Annotated in this window: 14 protein-coding genes; 7 read left to right on the forward strand and 7 right to left on the reverse strand. The window is 56.0% G+C overall.

Annotated features, from left to right (window positions below; translation table 11 throughout):
* Positions 1–229 precede the first annotated feature (229 nt).
* Together DTA24_RS23525 and DTA24_RS23530 are read left to right on the forward strand one after the other, a co-directional pair.
* Positions 230–1,855 carry a DUF3300 domain-containing protein gene (locus DTA24_RS23525; protein ID WP_123837078.1) on the forward strand — a complete coding sequence of 542 codons (1,626 nt, stop codon included), beginning with the start codon at positions 230–232 and terminating at the stop codon, positions 1,853–1,855.
* Positions 1,856–1,866: 11 nt separating this feature from the next.
* Positions 1,867–2,673: a DUF2950 family protein gene (locus DTA24_RS23530; protein ID WP_032701154.1), complete on the forward strand. Its 807-nt coding sequence runs from the start codon at positions 1,867–1,869 to the stop codon at positions 2,671–2,673.
* A gap of 44 nt (positions 2,674–2,717) precedes the next feature.
* Here DTA24_RS23530 and DTA24_RS23535 read toward each other — a convergent pair whose 3' ends face one another.
* From DTA24_RS23535 to pdhR, 5 genes are all read right to left on the reverse strand, one after another.
* Complete coding sequence (locus tag DTA24_RS23535) at positions 2,718–3,002, reverse strand: hypothetical protein (protein ID WP_008807410.1); 285 nt, start codon at positions 3,000–3,002, stop codon at positions 2,718–2,720.
* Between the two features lie 164 nt (positions 3,003–3,166).
* Positions 3,167–4,591 carry a dihydrolipoyl dehydrogenase gene (gene lpdA / locus DTA24_RS23540; RefSeq protein ID WP_002888731.1) on the reverse strand — a complete coding sequence of 475 codons (1,425 nt, stop codon included), beginning with the start codon at positions 4,589–4,591 and terminating at the stop codon, positions 3,167–3,169.
* Between the two features lie 206 nt (positions 4,592–4,797).
* Complete coding sequence (gene aceF / locus DTA24_RS23545) at positions 4,798–6,696, reverse strand: pyruvate dehydrogenase complex dihydrolipoyllysine-residue acetyltransferase (protein ID WP_032731619.1); 1,899 nt, start codon at positions 6,694–6,696, stop codon at positions 4,798–4,800.
* Between the two features lie 14 nt (positions 6,697–6,710).
* Complete coding sequence (gene aceE, locus DTA24_RS23550) at positions 6,711–9,374, reverse strand: pyruvate dehydrogenase (acetyl-transferring), homodimeric type (protein ID WP_123837079.1); 2,664 nt, start codon at positions 9,372–9,374, stop codon at positions 6,711–6,713.
* Between the two features lie 137 nt (positions 9,375–9,511).
* Positions 9,512–10,291 (reverse strand): pyruvate dehydrogenase complex transcriptional repressor PdhR, encoded by a 780-nt coding sequence (pdhR, locus tag DTA24_RS23555; RefSeq protein WP_002888699.1) that lies wholly within the window; start codon positions 10,289–10,291, stop codon positions 9,512–9,514.
* A gap of 644 nt (positions 10,292–10,935) precedes the next feature.
* Here pdhR and aroP point away from each other — a divergent pair.
* From aroP to DTA24_RS23570, 3 genes are all read left to right on the forward strand, one after another.
* The gene (gene aroP, locus DTA24_RS23560; RefSeq protein ID WP_008807413.1) at positions 10,936–12,306 is read left to right on the forward strand and encodes an aromatic amino acid transporter AroP; all 1,371 of its coding nucleotides are present in this window, start codon (positions 10,936–10,938) and stop codon (positions 12,304–12,306) included.
* A 184-nt stretch (positions 12,307–12,490) separates the two neighbouring features.
* Entirely contained in the window at positions 12,491–13,897 is a 1,407-nt protein-coding gene (locus tag DTA24_RS23565; RefSeq protein WP_123837080.1) for a glycoside-pentoside-hexuronide (GPH):cation symporter, read from the forward strand.
* Positions 13,897–14,847 carry a family 43 glycosylhydrolase gene (locus DTA24_RS23570; RefSeq protein WP_044649833.1) on the forward strand — a complete coding sequence of 317 codons (951 nt, stop codon included), beginning with the start codon at positions 13,897–13,899 and terminating at the stop codon, positions 14,845–14,847. The genes DTA24_RS23565 and DTA24_RS23570 overlap by 1 nt, the downstream gene beginning before the upstream one ends.
* A 119-nt stretch (positions 14,848–14,966) precedes the next feature.
* On the opposite strand, the gene ampE is transcribed toward DTA24_RS23570, so the two are convergent.
* Positions 14,967–15,821: a beta-lactamase regulator AmpE gene (ampE, locus tag DTA24_RS23575; RefSeq protein WP_012542846.1), complete on the reverse strand. Its 855-nt coding sequence runs from the start codon at positions 15,819–15,821 to the stop codon at positions 14,967–14,969.
* The gene (gene ampD, locus DTA24_RS23580; RefSeq protein ID WP_012968932.1) at positions 15,818–16,381 is read right to left on the reverse strand and encodes a 1,6-anhydro-N-acetylmuramyl-L-alanine amidase AmpD; all 564 of its coding nucleotides are present in this window, start codon (positions 16,379–16,381) and stop codon (positions 15,818–15,820) included. Before ampD ends, ampE begins: the two co-directional genes overlap by 4 nt.
* A gap of 133 nt (positions 16,382–16,514) precedes the next feature.
* Between ampD and nadC the strand changes: the two genes are divergently transcribed.
* Together nadC and ppdD are read left to right on the forward strand one after the other, a co-directional pair.
* Positions 16,515–17,408, forward strand: a complete 894-nt coding sequence (nadC, locus tag DTA24_RS23585) for a carboxylating nicotinate-nucleotide diphosphorylase (protein ID WP_002888684.1) — start codon at positions 16,515–16,517, stop codon at positions 17,406–17,408.
* Positions 17,409–17,589: 181 nt separating this feature from the next.
* Entirely contained in the window at positions 17,590–18,021 is a 432-nt protein-coding gene (gene ppdD / locus DTA24_RS23590) for a prepilin peptidase-dependent pilin (protein ID WP_008807418.1), read from the forward strand.
* Positions 18,022–18,029 lie beyond the last annotated feature (8 nt).

An 18,029-nucleotide genomic window follows, 5' to 3' on the forward strand; every position in this document is an offset into this window, starting at 1 on the left:
TAATCTGTTTACAAAAAAGCAACATTAAAATTTAGCTGAATCGTTAAGGGCAGGATATTGCAGGCTTTCTGTTCAAATCCCGCGACAAAAATTCCTTTCCGCGTACAACTCCCCGGGCCGATCCCAACAATAATCAATAAAAAGCCATACCGCTTACTTATACTCAGCAAACGCGCCGTTTTCGCCGATACTTTAGCGAGATGGGTTACTTTTTGGGTCAGGAGCTTCCATGTCACTGCCGTTCAAACCCCATATCATCGCCCTGCTCTGTAGCGCTGGCTTACTCGCGGCGGCGGGAACACTCTATGTGCAAAGCCGTACTCCAGAGACGGTCACTGAGGCGGCGGCGCAGCCTGCACCGGCGCCAACGCCAACCTCACCTCCTGCCGCAGCGCAGCCGGTGACCACCACCTACACCCAGGCGCAAATTGATCAGTGGGTCGCGCCCATCGCGCTCTACCCGGACAGTCTGCTGTCGCAGGTGTTGATGGCCTCCACTTATCCCGACAACGTCATGCAGGCGGTACAGTGGTCCCTGGATAACCCCGCGATGAAAGGGGATGCGGCGGTTCAGGCGGTTGCCAGTCAGCCGTGGGATCCCAGCGTCAAATCCCTTGTCGCTTTCCCTGCCCTGCTGGCGATGATGGGCGAAAATCCGCCCTGGGTGGAGAACCTCGGCAATGCGTTTTTGGCCCAGCCGCATGATGTGATGGACTCGGTGCAGCGCCTGCGTACTATTGCCCAGCAGACCGGAACCCTGAAATCCACGCCACAGCAGAAAGTGATTGTCACCCCTGCCGCACCGGTTTCCCCCAGCAGCACGGCAGCAACGTCCACCACCCACTCGGCGGCGCCTGCGCCCACGCAGGTTATTAAAATAGAACCGACCAATCCGCAGGTGGTCTATGTTCCCAGCTATAACCCCTCCACCGTCTATGGCACCTGGCCGAACAGCGCCTATCCGCCGGTCTACCTGCCGCCGCCTCCCGGGGAGCAGTTTACCGATAGCTTCGTCAAAGGCTTCGGTTACAGCCTGGGCGTGGCCACTACCTGGGCGCTGTTTAGCAGCATCGACTGGGATGATGATGATGACCACCACCATCACGATGACGACTATCACCACGGCGATTACTCGCATAATGGCGATAACATCAATATTAATGTAAATAATTTCAATCATATAACGGGAGAAAACCTGCCGGGCAACCACGTTAACTGGCAGCATAATCCTGCCTATCGCGGTCACACACCGTATCCCGATAATACGGTTGCTCAACGCTTCCATCAGACCAACGTTTCCGGCGGAATGAGCGCTACCCAACATGCGCCAGTCGATCGCGAAGCGCAGCGCCAGGCAGCGATGACCCAGCTGCAGCATAACGTACCGGCGGCGACAGCGGGCAACCTGGCGGCAAACAACGCCTCACGCGATGCCCAGCGTCAGGCAGCTTCGGCGCAATTGAAACAAGCCACCCAGCGCAGCAACTATCGCGGTTACGACAGCACACCAACCTCGACCCAGCAGCAGCGTCGCGAGGCGGCGAAAACGCAGTTGAAAAATCCCACGCCGCAGCAACAGCAGCGTCGGGAAACCGTTAAGAGCCGCGAGCAGAACCTGACACCTCAGCAGCAACAGCATCGGCAGCAGATCCAGTCCGCCACGCCCGCGCAGCGTCAGCAGCAGGTTAGTCATTTACGCGCCAGCGCTCTTAGCGGCAACGAAAGCCGCGCCCCCTCCTGGCAAGCGCAGCAGGAACGGGGACTGCAAAGTCGGCAGTTTTCCGCTGTAAACCGCGAGGAGCGTGGCGGCGCCAGAGAACGTCTTTCCGAACACCATGAACTGCGCCGCCGCTGAGGATGAGCAGAATGAGAAACCTATTACCTATTGCCCTGTTCACATTGATACTGTCACCGTTAGCCGCCTTCGCCCAGCAGCAGTTTTCTACACCGGAACAGGCCGCGAGCGCGCTGGCTGAGGCGCTCAGCCAGCAAAATGAAGCGGCGCTGAGCAAGGTGCTCGGCGATAACTGGCAGCAATTTTTACCTACCGATGGGATCGACCCCAGCGCCGTCGACCGTTTTCAGCGCGACTGGCAGGTAAAACATGTCATCGTGCAGCAGGGTGATAACGCCTGGCTCGACGTCGGCAGCGAGGCATGGCGGTTGCCGGTGCCTATCGTAAAAACGTCTCAGGGCTGGCGCTTTGATATGGCCGCAGGCGAAGAGGAGATCCTCACCCGCGCCATCGGTCGCAATGAACTGTCAGCGATAGCCGCCATGCACGCTTACATTGACGCCCAGCAGGATTACTACCAGCTTAATCACCGCTGGGCGCAGAAAATCATCAGCAGTGAAGGCAAAAAAGATGGGTTGTACTGGCCGACGTCGCCGGGTGAGACGCCCAGCCCGCTGGGGCCGGCATTCAGCCCGACGGAGCCCGGCGCCGGTTATCATGGCTATCGTTTCCGCATTATCGCAGGCCGCGATGACCAGGATGCGGCCTTGCTTGCCTGGCCTGTGGAATGGGGTGAAACCGGAGTGATGAGCTTTATGATCGATCTGCACGATACCGTTTATCAGGCTAATCTCGGCGAAGAGAGCGCCGCAAAAGCGCAGGCCATCACGCGCTTTGCCCCCGATGCTGACGCCGGCTGGCAGGTTGTCAAACCATAAAAAAACGCCAGGTTGCCCTCAAGCAACCTGGCGTTTCTATTCGCTTAGCCCTGATGGGGCATCAGAGACGGATCGCCAGCAAAAGTCGGCTTTGTGCTGGATAATGCCGCTTCATCAGCGCTGATGCTTCCGGAGTTCGCCGCCCATACCCCCTCATTCGTCTTCGTCACCTGCTGATGCTGGGCATTCAGATCCTGCCCCATCGCCGCGATATGGGTCGTTTCCGTGCCACCGCTGTTGTCCGCCCAGGGGATGGTGGCGTCAGCCGCGCAGGCCACACCGGATAGGCACGTTGCAGCGACCAGCGCTGCGGTTAAAAAGCGTTTCATCTCACACCTCAACTATATCGTTAACTGCCTATAAGTTTATGGCGTGATTATTTTCAAAGTATGTATGAGGTGTAGCGGTTTATGAACGGAGACATAGTTCTAAACATCAGGCATAAAAAAAGCGGCTCCGGGAGCCGCTTATGCTTTTAGCCTGAAAGAAAAAGTTACTTTTTCTTCGCTTTGGCGTTTGGCAGATCGGTGATGCTGCCTTCGAAGACTTCTGCCGCCAGGCCAACAGACTCGTGCAGAGTCGGGTGAGCATGGATGGTCAGCGCGATGTCTTCAGCGTCGCAGCCCATTTCGATAGCCAGGCCGATCTCACCCAGCAGCTCGCCGCCGTTGGTGCCGACAATCGCGCCGCCGATAACACGGTGGGTCTCTTTGTCGAAGATCAGTTTGGTCATACCGTCTGCGCAGTCGGAAGCGATAGCACGGCCGGAAGCAGCCCACGGGAAGGTGGCGGTTTCGTAGCTGATGCCTTTCTCTTTCGCTTCTTTCTCAGTCAGACCAACCCATGCCACTTCTGGCTCGGTGTAGGCGATGGACGGGATCACTTTCGGATCGAAGTAGTGTTTCAGGCCGGAGATAACTTCTGCGGCAACGTGACCTTCATGCACGCCTTTGTGCGCCAGCATCGGCTGACCGACGATATCGCCGATAGCAAAGATGTGCGGCACGTTGGTGCGCATTTGTTTGTCAACGCGGATGAAGCCACGATCGTCCACTTCCACGCCGGCTTTGCCTGCATCGAGGTTTTTGCCGTTCGGTACGCGACCGATAGCGACCAGCACGGCGTCGTAACGCTGCGCTTCAGCCGGCGCTTTTTTGCCTTCCATGGAAACGTAAATACCGTCTTCTTTCGCTTCAACGGCAGTCACTTTGGTTTCCAGCATCAGGTTGAATTTCTTGCTGATGCGTTTAGTGAAGACTTTCACCACGTCTTTATCGGCAGCCGGGATAACCTGGTCGAACATTTCAACCACGTCAATCTCTGAACCCAGCGCATGGTATACGGTACCCATTTCCAGACCGATGATACCGCCACCCATGACCAGCATACGTTTCGGTACGGATTTCAGTTCCAGGGCGTCGGTGGAGTCCCATACGCGCGGATCTTCATGCGGGATAAACGGCAGCTGAATCGGACGGGAGCCCGCCGCGATGATAGCGTTGTCGAAGTTGATCACGGTTTTACCGTTTTCGCCTTCCACTTCCAGGGTGTTGGCGCCGGTAAATTTACCCAGACCGTTAACCACTTTCACTTTACGGCCTTTAGCCATGCCAGCCAGGCCGCCGGTCAGCTGAGTGATAACTTTTTCTTTCCAGGTGCGGATCTTGTCAATGTCGGTTTTCGGTTCGCCGAAAACGATGCCGTGTTCGGCCAGCGCTTTCGCTTCTTCGATAACTTTTGCCACGTGCAGCAGCGCTTTAGACGGGATACAACCCACGTTCAGGCAAACGCCACCGAGGGTGCTGTAACGTTCTACGATGACGGTTTCCAGACCTAAATCAGCGCAACGGAAGGCTGCAGAGTAACCTGCGGGGCCTGCCCCAAGTACCACGACCTGAGTTTTGATTTCAGTACTCATCATGACCTCTGTAATTTATATCCGGCGGGTCTGACGCTATTATTCTTACGCCCAAGTCCACCGGGACGTTCTATCCGCGTGTATTTTACAAAATTGTTAACAATTTTTAAACAACAAACGGCAAACGATTTTGTCCTTTGTTGCTGATAATCCCCAACAGCCTGAGGTTATCAGAAAAAAGCCGGCCGTCAGGCCGGCTTTTTCGATTACATCACCAGGCGGCGAATGTCGCTCAAGGTGTTGTTAATGATGGTAATGAAGCGGGCACCATCAGCACCGTCGATGACGCGGTGGTCGAAGGACAGAGAGATCGGCATCATCAGACGCGGAACGAACTCTTTCCCATTCCATACCGGCTCCATCGCGGACTTAGACACGCCCAGGATGGCCACTTCCGGCGCGTTAACAATCGGCGCGAAGTGGGTAGTGCCCAGGCCGCCGATGCTGGAGATGGTGAAGCAACCGCCCTGCATTTCGCCAGCCGTCAGTTTGCCATCGCGCGCTTTCTTCGAGATGGTGGTCAGTTCACGAGACAGCTCGGTGATGCTCTTCTTATTCACGTCTTTGAAGACCGGAACCACCAGACCGTTCGGGGTATCAACCGCCACACCGATGTTGATGTATTTCTTCAGCGTCAGGCGCTGACCATCTTCGGACAGCGAGCTGTTGAAGCGCGGCATCTGCTCAAGCGCAGCGGCAACGGCTTTCATGATGAAGACCACTGGGGTGAATTTCACGTCCAGTTTACGCTTCTCAGCTTCGGCGTTCTGCTGCTTACGGAACGCTTCCAGATCGGTGATATCGGTTTTGTCGAAGTGGGTAACGTGCGGGATCATCACCCAGTTACGGCTCAGGTTAGCCCCAGAGATTTTCTGGATACGACCCAGTTCCACTTCTTCGATTTCACCAAACTTGCTGAAGTCAACCTTCGGCCATGGCAGCATGCCCGGGATACCGCCGCCAGCGGCAGCCGCCGGTGCGGATTCAGCGCGTTTAACCGCGTCTTTCACATAAGCCTGAACGTCTTCGCGCAGGATACGACCTTTACGGCCGGTGCCTTTCACTTTTGCCAGGTTAACGCCGAACTCGCGCGCCAGGCGGCGAATCAGCGGCGTCGCGTGAACGTAAGCATCGTTTTCAGCGAATTCAGTTTTGCCTTCTGCTTTCGCAGCCGGTGCAGCGGCAGGCTTAGCGGCCTGAGCCGGTGCAGCAGCCGGTGCCGGAGCAGCAGCCTGAGCCGGCGCGGCGGCAGGCGCAGCGCCTTCCACTTCGAAGACCATGATCAGGGAACCGGTTTTGACTTTATCGCCGGTGCTGATTTTGATCTCTTTGACGGTACCTGCGAATGGCGCCGGCACTTCCATAGACGCTTTGTCGCCTTCGACGGTGATCAGGGACTGCTCAGCAGCCACTTTATCGCCGACTTTAACCATCACTTCAGTGACTTCAACTTCGTCGCCGCCGATGTCCGGTACGTTAACGTCTTTCGCACCGCCAGCCGCAGCTGGAGCAGCCGCCGCCGGAGCAGCAGCCTGAGCAGGTGCGGCGGCAGGCGCAGCGCCCGCCACTTCGAAGATCATGATCAGGGAGCCGGTGGACACTTTGTCACCGGTGTTGATTTTGATCTCTTTCACGGTACCCGCGAACGGCGCCGGCACTTCCATAGAGGCTTTATCGCCTTCTACGGTGATCAGGGATTGCTCAGCGGCGATGGTGTCGCCCACTTTAACCATGATCTCGGTGACTTCAACTTCATCGCCGCCGATATCCGGGACGTGAACTTCTTTCGCTGCCGCGGCAGCTGCTGGCGCAGCCGCAGCCGGCGCGGCTTCTTTCTTCTCTTCCTGCGCAGGTGCAGCGGCTGCTGCACCCTCGGCGGAATCGAAAATCATAATCAGTTTGCCAGTCTCGGTTTTGTCGCCGACGGAGACTTTAATCTCTTTCACGACGCCAGCCTGCGGAGACGGGACTTCCATAGAGGCTTTATCGCCTTCTACGGTGATCAGCGACTGTTCAGCTTCTACTTTGTCGCCCACTTTGACCAGGATCTCGGTGATTTCAACTTCATCAGCCCCGATGTCCGGTACTTTGATTTCGATAGCCATTATTCTTTTACCTCTTACGCCAGACGCGGGTTAACTTTTTCTGCATCGATGTCGAATTTCGCGATAGCGTCAGCCACCACTTTCTTATCGATTTCACCACGTTTAGCCAGTTCGCCCAGCGCTGCAACGACCACATAGGAAGCATCGACTTCGAAGTGGTGACGCAGGTTTTCACGGCTGTCGGAACGACCGAAGCCATCGGTACCCAGTACGCGGTAATCATCAGCCGGTACATAAGTACGAACCTGCTCAGCGAACAGTTTCATATAGTCAGTGGATGCCACGGCCGGAGCGTCGTTCATTACCTGAGCGATATACGGCACGCGCGGGGTTTCCAGCGGGTGCAGCATGTTCCAGCGTTCGCAATCCTGGCCATCACGCGCCAGTTCGGTGAAGGAGGTGACGCTATACACGTCAGAGCCCACGCCGTAGTCTTTCGCCAGGATCTGCGCTGCTTCACGAACGTGACGCAGGATAGAACCGGAGCCCAGCAGCTGAACTTTACCTTTGCTACCTTCAATGGTTTCGAGTTTGTAGATACCTTTACGGATACCTTCCTCGGCGCCTTCCGGCATGGCCGGCATGTGGTAGTTTTCGTTCAGCGTAGTGATGTAGTAGTAAACGTTCTCTTGTTTCTCACCGTACATACGCTCCAGGCCATCATGCATGATGACCGCCACTTCGTATGCATAGGACGGATCGTAAGAGATACAGTTCGGGATAGTCAGCGACTGAATATGGCTGTGGCCATCTTCGTGCTGCAGACCTTCGCCGTTCAGCGTTGTACGACCGGAAGTACCACCGATCAGGAAGCCGCGAGCCTGCTGGTCGCCTGCCTGCCAGCACAGGTCGCCGATACGCTGGAACCCGAACATCGAGTAGTAGATGTAGAACGGGATCATCGGCAGGTTGTTGGTGCTGTAAGAAGTCGCCGCAGCCAGCCAGGATGCGCCTGCGCCCAGCTCGTTGATCCCTTCCTGCAGGATCTGGCCTTTCTCGTCTTCTTTGTAGTAAGCAACCTGCTCACGGTCCTGCGGGGTGTACTGCTGGCCGTTCGGGCTGTAAATACCGATCTGACGGAACAGACCTTCCATACCGAAAGTACGCGCTTCGTCGGCGATAATCGGCACGAGGCGGTCTTTGATGGATTTGTTCTTCAGCATCACGTTCAGGGCACGAACAAATGCGATAGTGGTAGAGATCTCTTTATTCTGCTCTTCCAGCAGCGGAGCGAAATCTTCCAGCGTCGGCAGCTCCAGCTTCTCAGAGAAGTTCGGCTGACGGCTCGGCAGATAGCCGTGCAGTTTCTGGCGCTGAGCGTGCAGATAGGTGTGCTCTTCGGAACCTTCCGGGAAGGTGACGTACGGCAGTTTTTCGAGATCGGCATCGGCAACCGGCACGTTGAAACGATCGCGGACGTAACGAACGCCGTCCATGTTCATTTTCTTAACCTGGTGGGCGATGTTCTTACCTTCAGCGGTGTCACCCATGCCGTAACCTTTAATGGTATGGGCGAGGATTACGGTCGCTTTGCCTTTGGTTTCCTGCGCTTTTTTCAGTGCAGCGTAAACTTTCTTCGGATCGTGGCCGCCGCGGTTCAGGGCCCAAATCTGCTCGTCAGTCCAGTCGGCAACCAGCGCCGCGGTCTCCGGATATTTACCGAAGAAGTGCTCGCGCACATATGCACCGTCTTTGGATTTGAAGGTCTGGTAATCGCCGTCAACGGTTTCTTCCATCAGCTGGATCAGCTTACCGCTGGTGTCTTTACGCAGCAGCTCATCCCAACGACCGCCCCAGATAACCTTGATAACGTTCCAGCCTGCGCCCGCGAAGATGCCTTCCAGTTCGTTGATGATTTTGCCGTTACCCGTTACCGGGCCATCAAGACGCTGCAGGTTACAGTTGATAACGAAGACCAGGTTGTCCAGCTTCTCGCGGGTGGCGATGGTGATCGCACCTTTAGATTCCGGCTCGTCCATCTCACCGTCGCCCAGGAAAGCATAAACGGTTTGTTTGGAGGTGTCTTTCAGACCACGGTGTTCCAGATATTTCAGGAATTTAGCCTGATAAATTGCCCCGATTGGGCCCAGACCCATAGAAACGGTCGGGAACTGCCAGAATTCCGGCATCAGTTTCGGGTGCGGATAAGAGGGCAGACCTTTACCGTGAACTTCCTGACGGAAATTGTTCATCTGCTCTTCAGTCAGACGACCTTCCAGGAAAGCACGCGCATACACGCCCGGAGAGATGTGGCCCTGGAAGTACACCAGATCGCCGCCATCCTGCTCGTTGCGTGCGCGGAAGAAGTGGTTGAAGCACACTTCGTAGAAGGTTGCGGAAGACTGGAAGGAAGCCATGTGGCCGCCCAGTTCGAGATCTTTTTTCGATGCGCGCAGAACGGTCATGATCGCGTTCCAGCGGATCGCAGAACGGATACGACGTTCCAGATCCAGATTACCCGGGTATTCCGGTTCATCTTCAACGGCAATAGTGTTGACGTAACCGCCGGTCGATACGCCAGCAGCCACTTTCACCCCGCCTTTGCGGGCTTCAGAAAGGAGTTGGTCAATAAGATACTGAGCACGCTCAACACCTTCTTCACGGATGACCGATTCGATCGCCTGTAGCCAGTCGCGAGTTTCGATCGGATCCACGTCATTTGGTAAACGTTCTGACATGGGGGGTATTCCTTATCTATCTAATCGTTGATTAATCTGGAACCTGTCCCATTGAACTCTTCGTTCTTCACCTTTGAACAACCAAAAATTCAATAAGACAGGTTCTGCGTTTAGTTGCCGCGCTCTAAAAATGGCGCTTAAGAACCGGAGTTCTCGTCCTTTCGTTGCTGTAAACGACGCAGTGAGCGCTCTCTACGACTCTGCTCACGGCTACGGTCCAGCAAAATTTCCTCAATGAACGCCAGGTGACGGTGCGACGCCTCACGCGCCTGCTCCGGCTCCCCGGCCATTATCGCCTCGAAAATGCGAGTACGATGGTTGCTGACCAACGGGAGCATTTCCCGGCGGGCATACAGCAATTCAAAGTTCTGACGAACGTTTTGTGCCAGCATCGGCTCCATACACCTTAGCAGATGGAGCAAAACCACATTGTGTGCCGCCTCGGTGACGGCGATTTGATACTGGACGACGGCGCCGGACTCAGCGTCCAGATCGCCCGACTGCTGCGCCCGTTCAATGGCCTGATGCAGCTCGCGGATACGATCGCGATCTTCATCATTGCTGCGCAGCGCCGCGTAATAAGCCGCGATGCCTTCCAGCGCGTGACGGGTCTCAAGCAGATCGAATTGGGATTCAGGGTGATCGGACAGCAGCTCGACCAGCGGATCGCTGAAGCTCTGCCACAGGCGGCTCTGAACAAACGTTCCACCTCCCTGACGACGAAGCAACAAGCCCTTGGCTTCGAGGCGTTGAATCGCCTCACGCAGCGAGGGGCGGGAAACGTCGAACTGCTTAGCCAGTTCGCGTTCGGGCGGAAGTTTTTCACCGGGGCGCAAGGTCCCCTCAAGGATCAGAAACTCCAGCTGCTGCTCTATCACATCGGATAATTTTGGTTGGCGGATTTTGCTGTAGGCCATATTCCCTGTCTCTGCCATTAGCCCGGAGTCAATTGGTCTTACCAATTTAAAGTTCGTAGCGCTAAAGTAACAAAGTATTCACCTTCTGTCCATACAGGTTTTGATTGAAATCAGTAAACCGCGGACATTTTAACAACCTTACAGAAATAACATTTCAGAAATGTAACCTTGCACAAATGTTACGTTTACTCACAAAGGGGTAGCGTTAACTTTATGGAAACGAAAAATTACGCTATCTGAACCGATTCAACTGCGCCATAGATGAATAAAAAATCAAATTAACAGAATAAATAACCACTCATGGGTAATGCGATGGAATAATACTGAATGTGTCTATTGATGTCTTTTTAGACACATCGTCATCATCCCTTCATAAAGCAGGTGCATTCGGTCGCGCTTAACACTATTCTCCCTCAGACGAAAGGCCTTTTTTTGAATTACCACACCGCCTTCCGTAAACAAAACAATACAGAAACGGAAGTCGCTAAATACACAAACACAACAATATGTGCGCGCCATCACTCAGGTAAAAAGTGAGCCACTTCGCCCAAATTTTCGCTGGCTATGCTTTCTGGCAGGGACAGCAGAGCAGCAGCAACCTGACGGATGACGTACACAAAAAATAACCACACACGAGGTTTCATATGGAAGGTCAACAGCACGGCGATCGGCTGAAGCGCGGCCTGAAAAACCGCCACATTCAGCTTATCGCGCTGGGCGGGGCTATCGGCACCGGCCTGTTTCTGGGAAGCGCGTCCGTCATTCAGTCCGCCGGCCCGGGTATCATTCTTGGTTACGCTATCGCCGGCTTTATCGCCTTTCTGATCATGCGTCAGTTGGGTGAGATGGTGGTGGAAGAGCCGGTAGCAGGTTCGTTTAGCCACTTCGCATATAAATACTGGGGCGGCTTTGCCGGCTTCGCTTCCGGCTGGAACTACTGGGTGCTGTATGTCCTGGTGGCCATGGCGGAACTCACCGCCGTCGGCAAATATATCCAGTTCTGGTGGCCGGAAATCCCGACCTGGGCCTCTGCGGCGGTCTTCTTCATCGCTATCAACGCCATTAACCTGACCAACGTGAAAGTGTTCGGGGAAATGGAGTTCTGGTTCGCGATTATCAAAGTGGTCGCCGTGGTGGCGATGATTCTGTTCGGCGGCTGGCTGCTGTTCAGCGGCAACGGCGGCCCGCAGGCGACGGTACGTAACCTGTGGGATCAGGGTGGCTTCCTGCCGCACGGCTTTACCGGACTGGTAATGATGATGGCGATCATCATGTTCTCCTTCGGCGGTCTGGAGCTGGTGGGGATCACCGCGGCGGAAGCGGATAATCCGGAGCAAAGCATTCCGAAAGCCACCAACCAGGTTATCTACCGTATCCTGATCTTCTATGTTGGCTCGCTGGCGGTGCTGCTCTCCCTGCTGCCGTGGACCCGCGTGACCGCGGACACCAGCCCATTCGTCCTGATTTTCCATGAGCTTGGCGATACGCTGGTGGCAAATGCCCTTAACGTCGTGGTGCTGACGGCGGCTCTGTCGGTTTATAACAGCTGCGTCTACTGCAACAGCCGTATGCTGTTCGGCCTTGCCCAGCAGGGTAACGCGCCGAAAGCGCTGCTCAGCGTCGACAAACGCGGCGTGCCGGTGAATACCATCCTCGTCTCGGCCCTGGTGACCGCGCTGTGCGTACTGATAAACTACCTGGCGCCGGAATCCGCCTTCGGCCTGTTGATGGCGCTGGTGGTCTCGGCCCTGGTTATCAACTGGGCGATGATCAGCCTGGCGCATATGAAATTCCGTCGCGCCAAACAGCAGCAGGGGGTCACCACTCGCTTCCCTGCCCTCTTCTACCCGCTGGGTAACTGGGTGTGCCTGCTGTTTATGGCGGCAGTGCTGGTGATTATGCTGATGACCCCGGGGATGGCGATTTCCGTTTGGCTGATCCCGGTATGGATTGCGGTGCTGGGCGTGGGCTATCTGTTTAAACAGAAAGCCGCCGCCACCATAAAAGCACAATAATACATCTCATAAATATTTCTCTTTGCTCTGCGCCCCTCCCTGAATAACGGGCGCAGAGCATTGTTATCTGCTTCACACTTTCCCCTCCATAGCTGATATATCCATATCGTTAACGAGTTCCTGCAACGTATTTCCCTCGATAGCAGCCAATAATTCTCTCCATACTGCAACGGAGAGACCGCACATGGCAGACAATAGACTATCAATAAAGGAAAAGATTGGTTACGGGATGGGTGATGCCGGATGCAATATCATATTTGGCGCCATCATGCTGTTTGTTAACTATTTTTATACCGATATCTTCGGCCTGGCGCCGGCGCTGGTCGGCGTACTGCTGTTGTCGGTGCGCGTCATCGATGCGGTGACCGATCCGATTATGGGCGCCCTTGCCGACCGTACCCGCAGTAAATATGGCCGCTTTCGTCCATGGCTACTGTGGATTGCCTTCCCCTACGCCCTGTTCAGCGTGCTGATGTTCACTACTCCTGAGTGGACCTATAACAGCAAAGTTATCTATGCGTTCGTGACCTACTTTCTGCTGTCGGTGACCTATACCGCGATTAACATCCCCTACTGCTCGCTGGGAACGGTGATGACCGCTAATCCGAAAGAACGCGTTGCCTGCCAGTCCTATCGTTTTGTGATGGTGGGTATCGCCACGCTGCTGCTGTCATTGACGCTGCTGCCAATGGCCGACTGGTTCGGCGGCGCCGATAAAGCGAAGGGCTACCAGATGGCGATGACCGTGCTGGCCTTTATCGGCATGTGTATGTTCCTGTTCTGCTTCGCTACCGTGCGTGAACGCATACACCCGGCGGTGCAGACGAATGATGAACTGAAAAAAGACCTCAAAGACGTGTGGAAAAATGACCAGTGGGTGCGCATCCTGCTGCTCACGCTGTGCAACGTCTGCCCGGGCTTTATTCGCATGGCCGCCACCATGTATTACGTCACCTGGGTGATGGGACAAAGCACCCATTTTGCCACCCTGTTTATCAGCCTCGGCGTGGTCGGGATGATGATTGGCAGCATGCTGGCGAAAGTCCTCACCGACCGCTGGTGCAAACTGCAGGTTTTCTTCTGGACCAACATCGTGCTGGCGATTTTCTCCTGCGCCTTCTATTTCTTTAATCCGCACGCCACCACGCTGATTATGGTGCTCTACTTCCTGCTCAACATCCTGCATCAGATCCCCTCTCCGCTGCACTGGTCGCTGATGTCCGACGTTGACGACTATGGCGAGTGGAAAACCGGTAAGCGCATCACCGGCATTAGCTTCTCCGGTAATCTGTTCTTCCTCAAGGTCGGCCTGGCTGTCGCCGGAGCAATGGTAGGTTTCCTGCTGTCATGGTACGGCTACGACGCCGGCGCGAAAGCGCAAAGCGCCTCCGCCCTCAACGGCATCGTGCTCCTATTCTCGGTCATCCCCGGCGTCGGCTATCTGATCACCGCCGGCGTGGTGCGCCTGCTGAAGGTTGACCGCACCCTGATGCGCCAGATTCAAAGCGATTTAGAGAAGCGCCGCAGCAACTACAGCGAGCTGAACGAATACCAGGAACTGAAAACCAGTGAACACGTAAGGAAAGCCTGATGAACAACTGGCCAAACCCCTTTATTGAACAGCGCGCAGACCCCTTTATTCTGCGCCACCTTAATCACTACTACTTTATTGCCTCGGTACCGGAATATGACCGGCTGGAGATCCGGCGCGCGGCCACCCTTGAAGGATTGCGCGATGCTGAGCCGGTAGTGGTCTGGCGCGCGCCGCAAAGCGGGCCGATGAGCCAGCTGATTTGGGCGCCGGAGCTGCATGAAATAGACGGTAAGTGGTATATCTATTTTGCCGCCACCCATACTCACGATCTGGATGCGCTGGGGATGTTCCAGCATCGCATGTTCGTTCTCGAGTGCGCCGACAACGATCCGCTGACCGGTCGCTGGCAGGAAAAAGGCCAGGTGGTCACGCCTTTCGATACCTTCGCCCTCGATGCCACTACTTTTATCCATCAGGGCAAACGCTGGTATCTGTGGGCGCAAAAATCCCCGCATATCGAAGGCAACTCAAACTTATATCTTGCTGAAATGGCCAACCCGTGGACGCTAAAAGGCGAGCCGGTCATGCTGAGCAAGCCGGAGTTCGACTGGGAGTGCCGGGGATTTAAGGTCAACGAAGGTCCTGCGGTGCTGGTGCATGGCGATAAGCTGTTCATCAGCTATTCCGCCAGCGCCACCGATGAAAACTACTGCATGGGGTTACTCTGGATCGATCTGCAGGCCGATCCGCTGCAGCCGACGAACTGGCATAAAGCCCCGCAGCCGGTCTTTCGTACCAGCTATGAAAACCGCCAGTATGGCCCGGGCCATAATAGTTTTACCCAAACGCCGGCAGGGGAAGATGTGCTGGTGTATCACGCGCGGAATTACACCGAGATAGAAGGCGATCCACTGTATGACCCCAATCGCCATACGCGGTTAAAACTCGTCAGCTGGAGGGAGGACGGGATGCCCGACTTCGGCATCCCGCCGGCGGATACGCTGTAGCGGTTCGGAATGAAGCCCGCTGACGCGGTTCTGCAGGCCGGGTCAGGCGAAGCCGCCACCCGGCAGCAAGAGTCCCGCAGGTGCATGCATCGTGGCAGGCTGAGCGCGGGCTCAGGCCGTTAAACCAGGGTGCCGTAAATCGTCAGCAGCGCCATGATCACCACCACCACCAGCGAGGTTTTCTTGGCCATCGACACCGCGGCCTTCGGGGTCGCCACTTTATCCACGTGCGGTTCACGAGCCAGGGAATACTGTGCCAGGCGGGTCAATACCTGATACTGCGATGAATGGCGGTCGCCTAACGATGCAAACCACGCCGGGAGCGCTTTCTCTCCATGCCCCACCAGAGCATAGACAACCCCCACCAGACGCACCGGCAGCCAGTCCACGATATGCAAGAGACCATCGATTCCAGACTGCAAACGATGATGCGGCGTCTGGTAGCGCGCCAGCCACGTCTGCCAGGCACGCAGGACGCTATAAGCGATAAGCGTCAGCGGCCCCCACGCGCCCCCCACCACAAACCAGAAAAGCGGCGCCAGGTAATATCGATAGTTAATCCACAGCAGCGCATTTTGCAGCTCACTCAGATATTCACGCTCATCGCAGCCCGGCGGTACGCCGTGGATCAGCGTCAGCTCGCTGGCCATGGCATCGCAGGCGCGACTGTCATTGCGCGACGCCGCTTTCAGATAGGCATGATAATGCAGCCGAACCTTGCCTGCCCCGATGCACAACAGGCCCAGCAAGATCCAGAACACCAGCAGAGGTACGTTAAATAGCTGCCCCTGCAGCAGGCGCTGAATGAGATACACCACCGCGACAGCCACCACCGTCATCAGCAGCGTGCCCAGCAGCGAAAAATGTTTTATCCGGCGGAACACCACCTCCAGCCGATGATCAAGCTGCCAGTGTTCGCCCAGCTTAAACAGCCGTTCGGCGATAAGCACCAGCAGCGTCGTAAACAGCGTCATGATGTCTCCTTATCTGACGGCGCACTGAGTAGCGCCCGGAATTTTATCCAGTCAAAGGCCGGTCCTGGATCGGTTTTCCGCACGGGCGCGATATCGCTGTGGCCCGCGATGTTTTCGGCGATAGCCGGGTAAATCGTGATCAGTAGTTCCGTCACCGCCGCCAGCTGCTGGTACTGCGCATCGGTATACGCCAGGGTATCCGTGCCTTCCAGCTCAATGCCAATGGAAAAGTCATTGCAGCGTTCTCGCCCCTGATAGCAGGAGATCCCCGCATGCCACGCACGCTTATCGAAAGGCACATACTGCACGATTTCGCCATCACGGCGAATCAGACAATGTGCCGAAACGCGCAGATGAGCAATCTCGGCAAAGAAAGGATGCGCATGCGGATCCAGGGTGCCAGTGAACAGCGCATCAATCCACGGACCACCAAATTCACCCGGTGGCAGGCTAATGTTATGCACCACCAGTAAGGAAGGGGCTTCTTCATCCGGACGGCAGTCATGGTGCGGCGAGGGAACCCGACGCGCGCCGACCAGCCATCCCTCGTTCAACTGCATGCGGGATCTCCTTTCGCGAACTCATGCTTCCGGGCCACACGCCGGCCCAAAGGATGAAGTGTGTATGGTACTGAAACGTCGTTCAGGTTAGCATGTTTCCCACTTCTGAATCTTATCTATCTGGAGCTTTATCATGTCGCCTCGTCGTTACAACCCCGACCGCCGCCGTGACGTGCTGCTGGAACGTATTAACCTCGATATTACCGATGCTGTCGCACACTCCCTGCGGGAAGATTTGGGCGGCGAAGTCGACGCCAACAACGATATTAGCGCGCAATTATTGCCGCAGGATGCACGCTCCCATGCGGTGGTCATTACCCGCGAAGATGGCGTCTTCTGTGGCAAACGCTGGGTGGAAGAGGTCTTTATTCAGCTCGCCGGTGACGACGTGAATATCACCTGGCACGTGGCCGACGGCGATGCGGTCAAAGCCGACCAGCCGCTGTTCGAGCTGGAAGGCCCGTCGCGTATTCTGCTCACCGGCGAACGCACGGCGCTGAACTTTGTGCAAACTCTCTCCGGCGTCGCCAGCGTCGTCCGTCGCTACGTCGACCTGCTGGCCGGCACCAAAACCCAACTTCTGGATACCCGTAAAACGCTGCCAGGGCTGCGTACCGCGCTGAAATACGCGGTACTCTGCGGCGGCGGAGCCAACCACCGCCTGGGCCTGTTCGACGCTTTCCTGATTAAAGAAAACCATATCATCGCCTCCGGCTCGATCCGTCAGGCGGTGGAAAAGGCGTTCTGGCTACATCCTGATGTGCCGGTGGAAGTGGAAGTGGAAACCCTGGATGAGCTGGAGCAGGCGTTAAAAGCCGGGGCGGACATCATTATGCTCGATAACTTCACCACCGACCTGATGCGCGAGGCGGTGAAAATCACCGCAGGCCAGGCGGCGCTGGAGGTCTCCGGTAACGTCACCTTCGACACCATCCGCGAATTTGCCGACACCGGCGTCGACTATATCTCCGTCGGCGCCCTGACCAAACATGTGCAGGCGCTCGACCTGTCGATGCGTTTTCGCTAAGCAATTGGCCTTCACGCTTCCGGACGTGAGGGCCTGAATTTGCGAGCCGACTCGCAGCCGTTCATGCCCACCATGTAAGCAAAGTAAAAACCCTGGAATCTGGTTTCCCGGATCGTTTTCGCCTTCTCGCCTGACATCCCGAATCCCGTCACAGTGCTCCTGTCACAACAAGGAGCGACTTATGGATAAACAACGTGGTTTCACCCTGATTGAACTGATGGTGGTCATTGGGATCATCGCTATTCTCAGCGCCATTGGCATCCCGGCCTACCAGAACTACCTGCGTAAAGCCGCCCTCACCGACCTGCTGCAGACCTTTGTCCCTTACCGGACGGCCATCGAACTTTGCGCGCTCGATCATGGCGGCCTGACGGTATGTGACGGCGGCAGCAACGGCATTCCCTCGCCGACAACCACTCGCTACCTCTCCGCCATGAGCGTGGCCAAAGGGGTCGTCACCCTCACCGGCCAGGAAAGCCTGAACGGACTGGGCGTCACCCTGACGCCGACCTGGGATAACGCCGAGGGCGTCACTGGCTGGCAGCGCGTCTGCACTATCACCGGCAACAGCGCCCTTCAGCAGGCCTGCGAAGACGTCTTCCGGGTGAAGTAAGGGCAAAC

The sequence above is a fragment of the Klebsiella sp. P1CD1 genome (assembly GCF_003790505.1).
GTDB lineage: Bacteria > Pseudomonadota > Gammaproteobacteria > Enterobacterales > Enterobacteriaceae > Klebsiella > Klebsiella variicola.

Excerpts from the sequence above, each read along its gene's own strand:
- nadC (WP_002888684.1), top strand. The coding sequence starts at position 16,515 with ATGTCGCCTCGTCGTTACAACCCCGACCGCCGCCGTGACGTGCTGCTG.
- aroP (WP_008807413.1), top strand. The coding sequence starts at position 10,936 with ATGGAAGGTCAACAGCACGGCGATCGGCTGAAGCGCGGCCTGAAAAAC.
- DTA24_RS23530 (WP_032701154.1), top strand. The coding sequence starts at position 1,867 with ATGAGAAACCTATTACCTATTGCCCTGTTCACATTGATACTGTCACCG.
- DTA24_RS23565 (WP_123837080.1), top strand. The coding sequence starts at position 12,491 with ATGGCAGACAATAGACTATCAATAAAGGAAAAGATTGGTTACGGGATG.
- ampE (WP_012542846.1), bottom strand. The coding sequence starts at position 15,821 with ATGACGCTGTTTACGACGCTGCTGGTGCTTATCGCCGAACGGCTGTTT.
- aceF (WP_032731619.1), bottom strand. The coding sequence starts at position 6,696 with ATGGCTATCGAAATCAAAGTACCGGACATCGGGGCTGATGAAGTTGAA.
- DTA24_RS23525 (WP_123837078.1), top strand. The coding sequence starts at position 230 with ATGTCACTGCCGTTCAAACCCCATATCATCGCCCTGCTCTGTAGCGCT.
- ppdD (WP_008807418.1), top strand. The coding sequence starts at position 17,590 with ATGGATAAACAACGTGGTTTCACCCTGATTGAACTGATGGTGGTCATT.
- ampD (WP_012968932.1), bottom strand. The coding sequence starts at position 16,381 with ATGCAGTTGAACGAGGGATGGCTGGTCGGCGCGCGTCGGGTTCCCTCG.
- DTA24_RS23570 (WP_044649833.1), top strand. The coding sequence starts at position 13,897 with ATGAACAACTGGCCAAACCCCTTTATTGAACAGCGCGCAGACCCCTTT.
- lpdA (WP_002888731.1), bottom strand. The coding sequence starts at position 4,591 with ATGAGTACTGAAATCAAAACTCAGGTCGTGGTACTTGGGGCAGGCCCC.
- pdhR (WP_002888699.1), bottom strand. The coding sequence starts at position 10,291 with ATGGCCTACAGCAAAATCCGCCAACCAAAATTATCCGATGTGATAGAG.
- aceE (WP_123837079.1), bottom strand. The coding sequence starts at position 9,374 with ATGTCAGAACGTTTACCAAATGACGTGGATCCGATCGAAACTCGCGAC.
- DTA24_RS23535 (WP_008807410.1), bottom strand. The coding sequence starts at position 3,002 with ATGAAACGCTTTTTAACCGCAGCGCTGGTCGCTGCAACGTGCCTATCC.